Source organism: Roseburia sp. OF03-24 (assembly GCF_003463035.1).
GTDB classification, from domain to species: domain Bacteria; phylum Bacillota; class Clostridia; order Lachnospirales; family Lachnospiraceae; genus Roseburia; species Roseburia rectibacter.
The window spans coordinates 80,825-93,759 of sequence record NZ_QSCK01000006.1 but is presented as its reverse complement, the minus strand read 5'-3'; the positions used below and the strand labels follow the sequence as shown (position 1 = coordinate 93,759).

Genomic DNA, 12,935 nt, shown 5'->3' with positions numbered 1-12,935 from the left:
AACTTTTTTGAAAAAATTTGGATTAGACAACCAGTTAGGGGCTAACCCTGTAACTTAACGAAATGACATTGAAGTAACATAAAAATAAGATTTTTTGTACTGTACACAGGACAGTTCTTGACGTATACAACCGTGAAACGTATAATAGGCAAAGGATATTAGGCATAAGATGGAGGAAATTTTATGGCATTAAGTAAAAAGCCGGTCAACGGCATGAAAGATATTTTACCGGAAGAGATGCAGATCCGGGATTATGTGCAGCAAGTCATCAAAGAGACTTACCGCAGTTTCGGTTTTACACCGATCGAGACACCTTGCATGGAAAATATTGCAAACCTGAGCAATAAGCAGGGTGGAGAAAATGAAAAACTGATTTTTAAGGTAATGAAGCGCGGCGAAAAGTTGAAAGTCGCTGAAGCAAAAGAAGAAGCGGATTTAGTTGATTTTGGTATGCGTTATGATCTGACCGTTCCGTTGGTTCGTTTTTATTCAAATAATGCAAATGATCTTCCGTCTCCGTTTAAGGCAATCCAGATGGGAAATGTCTGGAGAGCTGACCGTCCGCAGCGTGGACGCTACCGTCAGTTTATGCAGTGCGATATCGATATCATCGGAGAGCCGACGAATCTTGCAGAGATCGAGCTGATCTTAGCAACCACAACCACGATCGGTAAACTCGGATTTAAGAATTTTGAGATCCGCATCAATGAGCGCCGTATCTTAAAAGCGATGGCGGCATACAGTGGATTTGCAGAGGAAGATTTTGATACCGTATTTATTATTTTAGATAAAATGGACAAGATCGGACTTGACGGTGTGGCAGAGGAACTTGAAAAAGAGGGTTATGCAAAAGAGTCGATCGAGAAATACCTTGCACTTTTTAAAGGTGTTGAGGAAGCAGAAAACGGCATCAAATACCTTGCAAAGACCTTGGAGGGATATTTAGATCCTGAGGTGGAGCGCAATCTTTTAGAGATCATCGATACCGTGGAGGGGGCAAAGGCGGCTTCCTTTAAAATGGTATTTGATCCGACTTTGGTTCGTGGTATGAGCTACTATACCGGAACCATTTTTGAGATCTCCATGCCGGAGCTTGGCGCAGCCTGCGGCGGCGGTGGACGTTACGACAAGATGGTTGGTAAATTTACCGGACAGGATGTGCCGGCATGTGGATTTTCCATCGGATTTGAGCGTATCATCCTTCTTCTGATGGAGAGCGGATTTACCGTACCGACCCAGCGCCCGAAAGTTGCATACCTGATCGAAAAGGGATGCCCGGCAGAGAAACTTGGCGAGATCATCGGAAAAGCACAGGAAGAACGTGCTGCAGGCAAACAGGTGCTTGTTGTTCGTATGAATAAGAATAAAAAATTCCAGAAGGAAAAATTAGACGCCGAGGGATATAAAGAAATCATTGAGTTTTTCAATAAATAAAGTTCATTGACAGAGTGAATGATCTCTTTGAGATCATTGAGTTTTTTAATAAGTAAAAAGGAAAGAGGATTGCAGTAATGGCAGAATCAATGAAAGGCTTACACAGAAGCCATAGATGTACCGAGGTTTCAAATCAGAACATCGGTGAGACTGTAACCGTCATGGGATGGGTACAGAAGAGAAGAAATTTAGGAAGTCTGATCTTTATCGATTTAAGAGACCGTTCCGGTATCTTGCAGCTCGTATTTAACGAGGAGAGCGTTGGTAAAGAGGGATATGAGAAGGCAGAGCGTTTAAGAAGTGAGTTCGTGATCGCTGTAACCGGAAAAGTGGAAAAACGTTCCGCAGCGGTGAACGAGGCGTTAAAGACCGGTGATATCGAAGTGATCGCAACGGATATCCGTATTTTATCTGAAGCAGAGACACCTCCATTCCAGATCGAGGAGAACAGCCAGACAAAAGACGAAGTCCGTTTAAAATACCGTTACTTAGACCTGCGCAGACCGGATATCCAGAAAAACCTGATGCTCCGCAGTAAAGTAGCTTATCTGATGCGTGACTTTATGGCAAAAGAGGGATTTCTTGAGATCGAGACTCCAATGTTATGTAAGTCAACACCGGAAGGTGCAAGAGATTATTTAGTACCAAGCCGTGTTCATCCGGGACATTTTTATGCACTGCCGCAGTCACCGCAGCTTTACAAACAGCTTTTAATGTGCTCTGGCTATGACCGTTATTTCCAGATCGCAAGATGCTTCCGTGATGAGGATCTGCGTGCAGACCGTCAGCCTGAATTTACACAGGCAGATATGGAGCTTGCATTCGTAGATGTAGAGGATGTACTTGATGTCAACGAGAGACTGCTCAAATATATCTTTAAAGAAGCAATCGGTGTGGATGTGACACTTCCACTGCCAAGAATGCCATGGCAGGAAGCAATGGATCGTTTCGGTTCCGATAAGCCGGATACACGTTTTGGCATGGAGCTTTGTGATGTATCCAAAGTCGTAGAGGGATGCGGATTTTCTGTATTTACAGGAGCGCTTGAAAACGGTGGTTCTGTCCGCGGTATCAACGCAAAGGGACAAGCCGGCATGCCGCGTAAAAAGATCGACAAACTGGTGGAATTTGCAAAAGGCTACGGTGCAAAAGGACTTGCTTACCTTGCAGTGAACGAGGATGGCACCTATAAATCTTCCTTTGCAAAATTCATGACAGAGGATGAGTTAAAGGCACTTGTATCTGCAATGCAGGGAGAGCCGGGAGACTTATTATTATTTGCAGCAGACAAAAACAAGATCGTATGGAACGTACTTGGTGCACTTCGTCTTGAACTTGCAAAAGAGTTAGATCTGCTCGATCCAAACCAGTACAATTTCTTATGGGTAACAGAATTCCCGCTGTTAGAGTGGTCTGATGAGGAAAACCGTTTTATGGCAATGCATCATCCATTTACCATGCCGATGGAAGAGGACTGGGATAAGATCGATTCTGATCCGGGCAGTGTCCGTGCAAAGGCATATGATATCGTATTAAACGGTACAGAGCTTGGCGGTGGTTCCGTGCGTATCCATCAGGATGATATTCAGGAGAAGATGTTTGAGGTGCTCGGCTTTACGAAAGAGCGCGCACATGAGCAGTTCGGATTCCTGTTAGATGCATTCAAATACGGTGTTCCGCCACACGCAGGATTAGCATATGGACTTGACCGTCTGGTCATGCATATGGTACACGCAGATTCTATCCGTGATGTCATTGCATTCCCGAAGGTAAAAGACGCATCCTGTCTGATGACACAGGCACCTGGTATCGTGGATAAAAAACAGTTGGAAGAACTGGGACTTGAAGTTGAGGAAGTATCAGAAGAATAAATAAAAATGACAGGGCGTCGTAGGACGTCCTGTTTTTGCTTACTTATTGGAAAATATATTATGGGGGAAAATATGGGAGAGGAAGTTAAGAAAAATGAGTCATGGGATGCCAGATGGCTCACCATACCGGAGTTTGCTGATGCTGTGCCTCTTAATCTGTTTCATAAGGAACAGGTACAGCCGTCTGTTGAAGGCAGGAAAACGGCAGAATTTCAGAATGTCCATGTGTTTGTGCGCGGGTATTTTACTTTAGAGCGTGCACAGAAGATTTTCTGTAAGATCACAGCCGATGACCATTATAAGGCATATCTGGATGGAGCGTTTATGGGGGAAGGACCTGCCGCGGCATATCATACGAAGTATTATTACAATGTTTTGGAACTGGGGACACTTGCTGCCGGGGAGCATGTGTTGGCACTCCATCTGTATTATCAGGGACTTGTGAACCGTGTGTGGAACAGCGGGGATCTGCGTTTTGCCTTTGCGGCGGAGCTGTGGGATGAAAAGGGAAAGGAGATACCGGTTTCTTTTTGCTTTTTGAAAACGGACTGTTATGAGGGAGAGACAGTCGGATACGAGACACAGTTTTTAGAAAATTTTGACAGCCGGAAATACCCGTATGGGTGGAAAAATACCGGGTTTGATGCGGACGGCTGGGAGAAACCCGTTCCGGCGGTGTGGGCAGATTACACGCTGACGAAGCAGCCGACGGAGATGCTCTCTTACATGGAATATCAGTTGGGGACTATAAAGCTGCACGCTGGTAATGAGCATCCACTAGAACCGACAAAGCTGCACTCTGATGCCGTACAGCCATTGGAACCGGCAAAGCTAGAGCACAAGTGTGCAGATCATAACGGTCACATACATCAGATCACACCGTCCGTGATAAGACAAGATCCTGATGGTTCGATGCTTCTGGATGCGGGCGAGGAGATCACAGGCATGATCCTGCTCACCGCGGAGGGGAAAGACGGCGATCAGGTGAAGTTGTTTTACGGGGAGGAACTGGACGGGAAGGGCAGTGTGCGCTATGACATGCGGTGCAACTGCTGTTACAGAGAAATCTGGACGCTGGCGGATGGCAGATGTGAGTTTGATCCGTATGATTACAAGGGATTCCGGTATATTAAGATCGTGCCGGACGGGGGCGTTAAACTGTCAGATATCCGTTTTCTGGTAAGGCATTATCCGATGGGTGAGTCACTGTGTGAGTTAAAGACAGAGGAGAAAACATTGGAAAATATTTTTCGGATCTGTAAAAATACGGTGCGGCTTGGAACACAGGAGAATTATGTGGACTGCCCGACAAGGGAAAAAGGTCAGTACTTAGGGGATGCGGTCGTGACGGCGCACGCGCAGATACTTTTGACTGGAAAGACGGATATGCTGTTGAAATGCATCAATCAGTTCGCACAGACAGCGAGAGTCTGTCCGGGACTGCTTGCGGTTGCGCCGGGCGGCCTGATGCAGGAGATCGCAGATTTTTCACTGTTGTATTCGCAGCTCCTTTTGCTGTATTATCGTTTTACCGGGGAGAAAGAGACGGTGGACCGTTATTATGGAATCGCAGATGGGATTTTAAAACATTTTTCGCAGTATGCGAGGGAGGACGGTCTGTTAGAGCAGGTCGCTGACAAATGGAATCTTGTGGACTGGCCGGAAAATCTGCGGGATGGATATGATTTTCCACTGACGAGACCTGTGGTGGCGCCAGGCTGCCATAATGTGATCAATGCACTCTACATCGGGGCGATGGAGACACAGAATACGCTGGCAGAGATCTGTGGAAGGGAAATGCCGTATCAGACGAAAGAAATTAAAAAAGCATACCGGAACGCTTTTTACCGAGAAAAGACAGGAATTTTAGCGGACAGCGAGACGAGCAGCCACGCGGCACTGCATTCGAATGTTTATGCGATGTACTTTCATTTACTTCCCAAAGCGGATGAACAGAAAATACTGACATTTATGGAACAGAAGGGATTTTCCTGCGGCGTGATGCTGAGTTATTTTGTACTGCGTGTGTTTGCAGAACGCGGACAGTACGATACGGTGTATGAGCTGCTGGTTAATGAGGGGGAACACGGATGGGTCAACATGCTGCGCGAGGGTGCAACGACCTGTTTTGAGGCATGGGGGAAAGACCAGAAATGGAATACCAGCCTGTGCCACCCCTGGGCATCTGCACCGGTCCCGATTTTGATCGAGGAGATCGCGGGGGTACATATCGATGCGGCAGAGAAGGATGGATATTACTGGACACCGCACATCCCGGAGAAAATCAGGGAGTTTCGGCTCTGTGTACCGGTGAAAGGGAAAAAAATCATTGTTGAAAAGAAAATGGGGGAAGAATATGCAGTTATCAGAGAAGACAAAGAATAATTTAAAAGGCGTTATGCCGATTACAAAAGAGGAGCGCGAGGATGCGCTGGCATCTGCCTGCATGCAGGTAAAGCGTGTTCTGCCGGAATTTACGACAAAATTTCAGAATGCATACAGTGAAAATGGATTTTACCGTCCAATCGACAACGTGGAGTGGACGACGGGATTCTGGACGGGGGAGATCTGGCTTGCCTATGAATATGGCGGGGGGGACGTTCTGTTAAAGGCGGCAGAGATCCAGATGCAGGATTTCCTGCACCGGATCGAGCAGAAGATCTGTGTGGATCATCATGATATGGGATTTTTGTATACACCATCCTGTGTCGCAGGTTATAAGCTGACCGGTTCCGGGACGGGAAAAAGAGCGGCGCTCCTTGCGGCAGACCAGTTAAAGAGCCGTTTTCAGGAAAAGGGAGAATTTATCCAGGCGTGGGGCGCTATGGGAGAGCCGGAAAATTACAGGCTGATCATAGACTGTCTGCTCAACGTACCGCTGCTTTACTGGGCGTCACAGGAAACGGGAGATGAGAGTTACCGTCAGATCGCTGACCGGCATGTACATACCACACTTGAAAATGTGATCCGCCCGGACTTTTCGACCTGGCATACATTTTTCTTTGATCCGGTAACTGGAAATCCGGATCACGGGGCAACCTGTCAGGGCTACCGGGACGGTTCTGCCTGGGCGAGAGGCCAGGCGTGGGGAATTTACGGAACGGCACTCGCATACCGCTATACAAAAAGAGAGGAATACAAATATATTTTCCGTGGTGTCAGTAAATATTATATAGAGCATCTGCCGAAAGATCTCGTACCGTACTGGGATCTGGAGTTTTCGGATGGTGATGCACAGCCGAGGGATTCTTCCTCCGCCTCCATTGCAGCGTGCGGAATGCTTGAGATGGCAAAATACTTATATGATGAGGAGGCGGCATTTTACCGGGATCTTGCGGAAAAATTTATTGGTTCTGTATACCGGAACTATGCGGTAAAAGATTTTGAAAAATCCAACGGGATCGTACTGCACAGCACATATTCGAACCGTTCGCCGTATAATACCTGCAATCCGTGCGGTGTGGATGAGTGCAATAGCTGGGGCGATTATTTTTACATGGAGGCGCTGACGAGGCTGCAGAAAGACTGGCAGATCTACTGGTAAAGGGGAAGAGATGGAATTTTACAGGATAAATGCGCAGATGCTCCCGAAGGTAAATTTTGTGGATGAGACAGAGATAAGACCGCCTTATGTCCACAGGAAACGCAGGGCGGGAGAACAGATCTTATATTTTATCCGGCACGGGGAGATGCATCTGCTTGAGGACGGAAAGCCTCTGATCTTAAAGCCGGGGGATGTCTGTCTGCTGGATAAGGATCGCACGCATGAGGGAACAAAGGCGACGACCTGCAATTATTATTATGTACATTTCATGCATGGGGAGATGGAACTGATCGATGCAAAAGAAGAGGAAGTCGCCAGGCAGCAGTTTGAACGCCGGAGAAAGGCGATGGCAAAGGAGTCGTGTGAGCCTTATGGAAGTTATGATGAGAGCAAGATCTGGCTGCCGAAATACTGGCATATCAAAAAAATCACCGATCAGATCCACATTGATGAGCTGATCAAACAGGCGATCGCGGAGGATTACAGCACGTTTGAGAATCACAAGATTCTCTGTGCCTGCCGGATACAGGAGGCGTTGATCGAGATCGCGCGCTGTTTTGCGACAGCGGAACGCGAAAGGACTGCAGGCGGGTTCCCGGAAAGCTATTATAAAGTCCAGAAAATACAGGAATGGCTGAATGCGTCTTATGCGGCAGACATTTCGGGGGAGCGGCTAGAGGAGGAGTTTGACGGCAATTTTGATTACATGAACCGCATCTTTAAGCGCGTAACCGGACAGACCATTTTCCAGTATCTGACGGCAGTCCGCATGGAACATGCCAAGCGTCTGATCGCGCAGACGACGATGCATACCGGGGTGATAGGCCAGAAGGTCGGCTACCCGGATGAATATTATTTCAGCAAAGTGTTTAAGCGCAATGTCGGGATGTCACCGCGCGCCTACGCAGATTCCCTGTCAAAAAATAAATCATGAAAAGTCGCTAAAAGACAAAATGTGTCACTATTCTCCATTGTATCATACCTCTGTTTTTTACTATGATGTGTTTAAAAGAAAACATAGACCGTAGTAAAAAATGGAGGTATTTTTTATGATTATGAATAAAACAGAACTGTTATTAAATGAGGGATGGAAGTTTCATTTTGGAGAATGTGAGGAGGTATGGTATCAGGGATATGACGATCGTGCATTTGAGCGTGTCATGCTGCCGCATGACTGGGCAGTGGCTTATCCGTTTTCAAAACAATATTCCAGCGGCACCGGATATCTCACAGGCGGGATCGGCTGGTACCGGCTGCATTTTTATCTGCCAGAGGAATATCAGGGGAAAGCGATCCGTCTGGTATTCGACGGTGTGTATAAAAACAGCCAGGTGTGGGTCAACAGTTATTATCAGGGAAAACACCCGTATGGTTACACCGGATTTTCCTATGATATCTCTGAGATCGCACATTTTGGGGAGCAGGAAAATGTGGTCAGTGTGAAAGTGACGCACACGGACATTGCGGATTCGAGATGGTACACGGGAAGCGGGATCACGCGGAAAGTCACTCTTGTGGTGGAAGAACAGGTGCATCCGGCAGAATATGGCGTGACGTTTGTGACAGAGAAACTTGTGGCCGATGGTAAAGGACTTACAGCAGTGCAGGCGGCAGTCAGTATCCGTCATGAGATATGCAACCAGACGAAGGAGCAGAAAACATGTGTGGTCTGCACAAAACTGTCTGATCCGCAGGGAACACCTGTGGCAGAGTGGAAAGAACAGGTACAGATCCCGGCAGGAAATACGGTATCCTGCAGCATGCATGGCACCATCCGTGATCCGAAGTGCTGGTCGCCGGAGCACCCGGATCTCTATGGGATGGAAACCTGGTATGAGACAACGGACGAGGATGGAAAGAAAATATCTTATCTTGCAGATAAACAGAAGGTAGGGATCCGTGTGGCAGAATTTGACGTGGACCGGGGATTTTTCTTAAACGGTGTGCCGATGAAAATCAAAGGTGTCTGTGTGCATCATGACGCCGGCTGTCTCGGCGCTGCGGTGACAAAGGAAGTATGGCACAGACGGTTTGCAAAACTAAAGGAATGTGGCTGTAATGCGATCCGGTGCAGCCACAACCCGCATATGCCGGAACTGTATGAGCTGTGCGATACGATGGGATTTCTTGTGATGGATGAGGCGTTTGACGAGTGGGAAAATGCAAAAAACAAATGGTCCACGGGACACAATGTCTATCCGCCGAAACACCAGGGTTATTTTGAAGATTTCCCGGAATGGCACGAAAAGGATCTGCGCGCCATGGTAAGGCGTGACCGCAATCATCCGTCCATCATTTTGTGGAGCATCGGAAATGAAATCGACTATCCGAACGATCCGTACTGTCATCCGAGTTTTATGGAGATGACCGGAAATAACGACGCGAATAAACCGGCGGCAGAACGGCAGTATGATCCGGCAAAACCGGACATGCGAAGACTGCTTCCGATCGCCGAAGAACTTTCCCGTATTGTAAAGAGTGAAGATAAGAGCCGTCCGGTCACCATGGCACTTGCCTACCCGGAGCTGTCTGCAAAACTTGGCATATTAGAGCATCTGGATGTGGCAGGCTACAACTATAAGGAGCAGTATTACGAAGCCGACCACAGAGATTTCCCACAGATCCCGTTTTTAGGGAGTGAAAACGGACACAGCTATGAGGCATGGGATGCGGTAAAATCAAACGACTATATCAGCGGACAGTTTTTGTGGACAGGGATCGATTATTTAGGGGAGGCACATGGCTGGCCAATTCATGGATCGGGAGCCGGAATTTTGGACTGCGCCGGATTTGAAAAGGCAAGATATTACCGCAGAAAATCGTTGTGGTGTGAAGAACCTCAGCTTTACCTTGCCACAAGACTGTGGAGTGAGGAGTCTGCCGAGTGGATTCCGTGTCAGGAAAACTGGAATTATAAAGCCGGAGAAAAAGTCATCGTAATGTGTTACTCAAATCTGCCGGAGACAGCTGTTTTTATCAATGGAAAAGAGGCTGGCAGACAGATCGGCTACAACGACGACGGTGCATATCGTTTTGAGGTACTCTGGGAGGCAGGGATCCTTGAGGCAAGCGGTTATGATGAAAACGGAAATATCATAGAACAGGAGAGACTGCTTACCACGCAGAACGCTGCTGGCATCAAAGCAGAGGTCTATCAGCCGGAGGAGATTCCTTTCCAAGAGACACAGAAAAACGGATATCTCTATCAGATCGCGCTCACACTTGTGGATCAAAACGGACAGAAGGTTGTCTGGGATGATAAAAAACTGCGTGTGGCTGTGAGCGGGGCAGGCATGTTAGCAGGGATCGAGAACGGGGATCTGTCGGATGTGACTCCATATGCGGAAAATGCGAGAAAGACAAAGGACGGAAGGCTCATGATCTATGTGAGAAGAATAAAAAAGGGAAAGATCCGTGTAGAAATTTCAGAGACAGACAGCATAGCACAAAAGAACTGCATAGCAGAAAAAGGAGGAATGCATCTTGAAGTGGAAATGGATTGATGCAGACTGCACCAGCGTTACTACGGCAGAGGGAACGCTGACGCTGAAAGGATTGTTTATCCCGTTGTTTATTGAACAGCTTTTGATGAATATGACCGGTACGGTCAATACGCTGATGCTTGGGCATTATGCGGATGATGCGGTCGCAGCAGTCGGTGCGGCAAACCAGGTGATCGGATTTTTGTACACGTTTTATGCGGTATTCAGCGGCGGCGCATCGGTTGTTATCAGCCACAGACTGGGGGCGGGAGATGAAAAAAGAGCGTCCGATGCAGCGTTTACCTCCATTGTGTGCGGAGGCGCGATCAGCCTGATCTTAGGAACGATACTGGCATTTTTTGCAGGTGCAGTCATGCGTCCGATGCAGTTGGAAACATCGGTGTATGAGATGGCGGTGATATATTTTCGCATCTGCATCGGGTTTTCCGTGCTGCAGGGCATTATTTCCGCCATCTCCGCGGTACTGCGCAGCTATGGAAAACCGAAACTTGCAGTGACAGTATCTTTGTTTATGAATATCGTGAATGCAGTGTTAAATTACGTTGTGATTTTCCAGCCGATGAAAATTGTGCCGGAGGGCGTGGAAGGTATCGCAATGGCAAACGTGGCAAGTCATGGGACGGCGCTTTTGCTTGGCGTCTGGTTTCTGTTCCATTGCGGACTGCATCTTGATTTTGCCTCGAAAAATTTAAAGACATTATCCTGCGTGGGTGGAATCTTAAAGATCGGACTGCCGGGAGGGATCAGTTCCCTGTCGTATTCCTTTTCACAGATCGTGTCAACTTCGATCCTGGCGGTGCTTGGAACAGCGGCGCTCACCGCAAAGATCTATGTTTCATCCATCGTGTTTTATGTCTATGTGACCGGAATGTCACTCGGGCTTTCCACCGCGATCCTGATGGGATGGATGACGGGTGCAAAGGAGTATGAAAAGGCATACCGGCTGAACCAGCAGGTGTTAAAAATCGCGGTCAGCTTAAATATCGTGCTTTCGGTTCTGATCTTTCTCTGCCATAGACCGTTGATGCATTTATTTACGCAGAGTGAGGAAATCATCGGGATGACGGGAGTGATCTTTTTCATTGATATTTTCGTGGAGATCGGGCGCGCGTTCAACCATGTTGAGGACAATTCACTCCGGGGAGCGGGGGATGTGTTCTTCCCGATGGTCATCGCCGTGATCTCCTGCTGGGGCGTCAGCATTTTGTTTGCATATCTGCTTGGGATACGCCTTGGGATGGGACTGGCAGGATGCTGGATCGCGTTCATGCTCGATGAGATGTTCCGCGGAAGTATCTTTTTTATCCGTTTCCGCTCACGAAAATGGACGAAAAAAAGAATCTGACCCTATATTGACAAACCTGCAAAATCCCGATAAAATTAACTTGAAAACGTTTTCAAATATGACTTTTAAGGGGGATGGCCGATGGGCAGTGAGTTAAATATTTATAAAATTGCACAGGAAGCGGGAGTTTCACCGGCAACAGTGTCGAGAGTCATGACAAAAAATGCGAGGGTGAGCGAGGAAAAGAGAGCGCGTGTGGAAGCAGTGATCCGCAAATATGATTACAGGCCAAACGCGCTTGCGCAGGGACTGATCAAGACGAAAACGAACGTCATCGGTGTGCTTGCTGCAGATCTGGTCAATCCTTATTATTCATCCATGGTGGAAAACTGTGAGAAGGAGATCATTGCGCGCGGGTATGTGCCGATGATCTGCGGAACATTAAGCAATCCGGATCTCGAGGTGGAATATATCCAGAAAATGTTTGACATGCGTATGGATGCGATCATCATTATCGGGGGAAAATCAGACAGCCTTGTCACGGAGCCGGAATACGCAGATCTGATCAACCGTGTCGCTGAATCCATCCCGGTCATCACAACAGGAAAGGTGGAGGGCGGTGAGTGCTGCCAGGTCACGATCGACGAGGCGGAGGGCATGAACCAGAGCATGGAATGTCTGATCGGTTTAGGACATAGAAGAATCGCACTGATCGGCGGAGTCGAGGAGATGAAATCCACTTACGATAAGCGCATCCGCTACCGAAGTCTGCTGCGAAAGAACGGTCTGACCTACCGTGAGCGCTATGTGATCAATTCCAATTATTCGATTGAGGGCGGTTATCAGGGGTTCGAGGCACTCTTTCAGGGAAATAAGACACTTCCCACGGCGGTGATCGCGATCAACGACTACAGTGCAGTGGGTGTGATGCGTTCCATCAAAGAGCATGGACTTAGGATCCCGGAGGATATTTCCCTCATCAGTTTTGATAATACGTTTATCGTAGATACCGTCATACCAAGGCTGAGCAGTATTTCCTATGATTATGAAGCATTTGGAAAGCTTTTGGTTGACACCGCATTAGATAAGATTGCCGGAAAAGAAGTGCCGGAGGTACAGAAAGTGACACCGACTCTGATCATCAGAGAATCCGTAGCGGAGTTAAAACGGTAAAATCCGTTAGAATGACGGAAAAATAAAATAAATGTGAAATAAATATGTACAAAAAGTAAAATAACCTGTTGACAACTCATAATATGTATTGTAATATAACAATATGAAAAGGGTTTCAAATTAAA

8 protein-coding genes are annotated in these 12,935 nt (G+C 47.4%); all 8 read left to right on the top strand.

Annotated features, from left to right (window positions below; genetic code table 11):
• The first annotated feature begins 183 nt into the window (after positions 1 to 183).
• The 8 genes from hisS (at position 184) to DXA60_RS04280 (ending at position 12,810) form a co-directional block, all read left to right on the top strand.
• Positions 184 to 1,434 carry a histidine--tRNA ligase gene (hisS, locus tag DXA60_RS04315; RefSeq protein WP_015521227.1) on the top strand — a complete coding sequence of 417 codons (1,251 nt, stop codon included), beginning with the start codon at positions 184 to 186 and terminating at the stop codon, positions 1,432 to 1,434.
• A gap of 77 nt (positions 1,435 to 1,511) precedes the next feature.
• Positions 1,512 to 3,305 carry an aspartate--tRNA ligase gene (gene aspS / locus DXA60_RS04310; RefSeq protein WP_117919821.1) on the top strand — a complete coding sequence of 598 codons (1,794 nt, stop codon included), beginning with the start codon at positions 1,512 to 1,514 and terminating at the stop codon, positions 3,303 to 3,305.
• Positions 3,306 to 3,377: 72 nt separating this feature from the next.
• Positions 3,378 to 5,690: a family 78 glycoside hydrolase catalytic domain gene (locus tag DXA60_RS04305; RefSeq protein ID WP_243006751.1), complete on the top strand. Its 2,313-nt coding sequence runs from the start codon at positions 3,378 to 3,380 to the stop codon at positions 5,688 to 5,690.
• The gene (locus tag DXA60_RS04300) at positions 5,662 to 6,849 is read left to right on the top strand and encodes a glycoside hydrolase family 88 protein (protein ID WP_117919817.1); all 1,188 of its coding nucleotides are present in this window, start codon (positions 5,662 to 5,664) and stop codon (positions 6,847 to 6,849) included. Before DXA60_RS04305 ends, DXA60_RS04300 begins: the two co-directional genes overlap by 29 nt.
• Before the next feature lie 10 nt (positions 6,850 to 6,859).
• Positions 6,860 to 7,783 (top strand): helix-turn-helix domain-containing protein, encoded by a 924-nt coding sequence (locus DXA60_RS04295; RefSeq protein ID WP_117919815.1) that lies wholly within the window; start codon positions 6,860 to 6,862, stop codon positions 7,781 to 7,783.
• Between the two features lie 115 nt (positions 7,784 to 7,898).
• The gene (locus tag DXA60_RS04290) at positions 7,899 to 10,352 is read left to right on the top strand and encodes a glycoside hydrolase family 2 TIM barrel-domain containing protein (protein WP_243006750.1); all 2,454 of its coding nucleotides are present in this window, start codon (positions 7,899 to 7,901) and stop codon (positions 10,350 to 10,352) included.
• The gene (locus DXA60_RS04285; protein WP_243006749.1) at positions 10,333 to 11,697 is read left to right on the top strand and encodes an MATE family efflux transporter; all 1,365 of its coding nucleotides are present in this window, start codon (positions 10,333 to 10,335) and stop codon (positions 11,695 to 11,697) included. Before DXA60_RS04290 ends, DXA60_RS04285 begins: the two co-directional genes overlap by 20 nt.
• A gap of 81 nt (positions 11,698 to 11,778) precedes the next feature.
• On the top strand, positions 11,779 to 12,810 hold the full coding sequence (locus tag DXA60_RS04280) for a LacI family DNA-binding transcriptional regulator (RefSeq protein ID WP_117919812.1): 1,032 nt from the start codon (positions 11,779 to 11,781) through the stop codon (positions 12,808 to 12,810).
• The last annotated feature ends 125 nt before the right edge of the window (positions 12,811 to 12,935 follow it).